Origin of the sequence: Paenibacillus phytorum (genome assembly GCF_013141715.1) — a bacterium.
GTDB classification, from domain to species: Bacteria; Bacillota; Bacilli; order Paenibacillales; family NBRC-103111; genus Paenibacillus_E; species Paenibacillus_E phytorum.
This window is the reverse complement of sequence record NZ_WHOA01000187.1, coordinates 1-1368: the sequence shown is the minus strand read 5'-3', so window position 1 is coordinate 1368 and position 1368 is coordinate 1. Positions and strand designations below refer to the sequence as shown.

The 1368-nt window shown below is 39.5% G+C and carries 1 protein-coding gene; it reads right to left on the bottom strand.

Features of this window, described 5'->3' with window-relative positions:
* Nucleotides 1–6 precede the first annotated feature (6 nt).
* Nucleotides 7–1355 (bottom strand): IS3 family transposase gene (locus GC098_RS26635; RefSeq protein WP_171646231.1). Its coding sequence is split into 2 segments (ribosomal slippage): nucleotides 7–911 and nucleotides 911–1355, totalling 1350 coding nucleotides; the frame shifts between segments, so codons are not numbered across the junction.
* Between the last annotated feature and the right edge of the window lie 13 nt (nucleotides 1356–1368).

Below are 1368 nucleotides of genomic sequence, written 5' to 3'. Positions count from 1 at the left end.
ATATAGTTAGGCTACCTCTAACGCATGAGTTCGGTACTGTACCGGGCTCATGCGTTTTAGTTTTGCCTTTATTCGTTTGTGGTTGTAATAGTGGATATATTGATCAAGTTCTACTTTGAATTGTTCAATGCTATCAAATTCTTCTGTATATAGAAACTCGGATTTTAGGATCCCAAAGAAATTCTCCATAACGGCATTGTCGTAACAGTTCCCTTTACGTGACATACTTTGTGTTATGCCTTCTTCCTTCAATAACTGTTGATATTGGGGCATTTGGTAATGCCAGCCCTGATCAGAATGAATCAATAAGGTGTCATCGTTAGTCTTACGTTTCAAAGCTTGATCCAACATGCCAGAGACAAGTGTATATAATGGACGCGAATCAACGGTGTAGGTAATGATTTCCCCGTTAAACAAGTCGAGTATGGGTGACAAGTATAGCTTCTCTCCGAACAGTTTAAACTCCGTAATATCTGTAACCCACTTCTCATTTGGTCTTGTAGCGTTGAAATTTCGATCTAGGATGTTTGGCGCAATTTTACCAACTGTTCCTTTATATGAGCGATATTTTTTCATGCGAACGATGCATTTTAAGCCAAGTTCACGCATGATGCGCTGCACCTTTTTACGGTTCACTAAGTGCCCTTCATTGTGTAGCTCGTCTGTAATACGTCGATATCCATAACGGCCTTTATGCTCATGATAGACCGCTGAAATACGGGATTTTAAGTCCGTATCTTTGTCTGGACAATTCATTGTACTTACCCAGTAATAGTACGTACTACGTGGAATCTGAGCCAGCTGTAGTAATGAAGTAATGGGGTACTCTAGCCTTAGTTCAAATACTACTTGCGCTTTGTCTTGCTTTGTAACTTTTCCTTGCTTTGAACTAAGGCATTCAACTTTTTTAAGTAGGCGTTCTCCATTCGTAAACGTTCTACTTCCACCTGTAAAGACTCGATTGAACCTTCAACTGGAGTTGGTTTCTTTGTATCTTCTTTCATGGATGGACGCCCCTTTTTCTTCGATATGAGGGCGTCAATTCCACCTGATTCGAGTTGTCTTTTCCACTTGAGTAATGTGTAATCCGAAGACAAATTAAATCTAGCGGCGGTCTCATTGATAGATGCCCCAAATTCGTTCATGTAATTGAGTACATCTATTTTAAATTGAATCTCGTGATTTGTATACGAAGAGGTGATTCCTTCCTCTCCGTGTTTTTGATAACGTAAAACCCATCTTTTTAGTGGCGCAGTGCTCATATTACGTTCTTCAGCAATTGTTTTATACGACGCTTTACCTTCTAGATAAGCCAGGACTGCTTCTAATTTCTCTTCAGTTGAGTATTTAGCCAAAAAAAACTACACC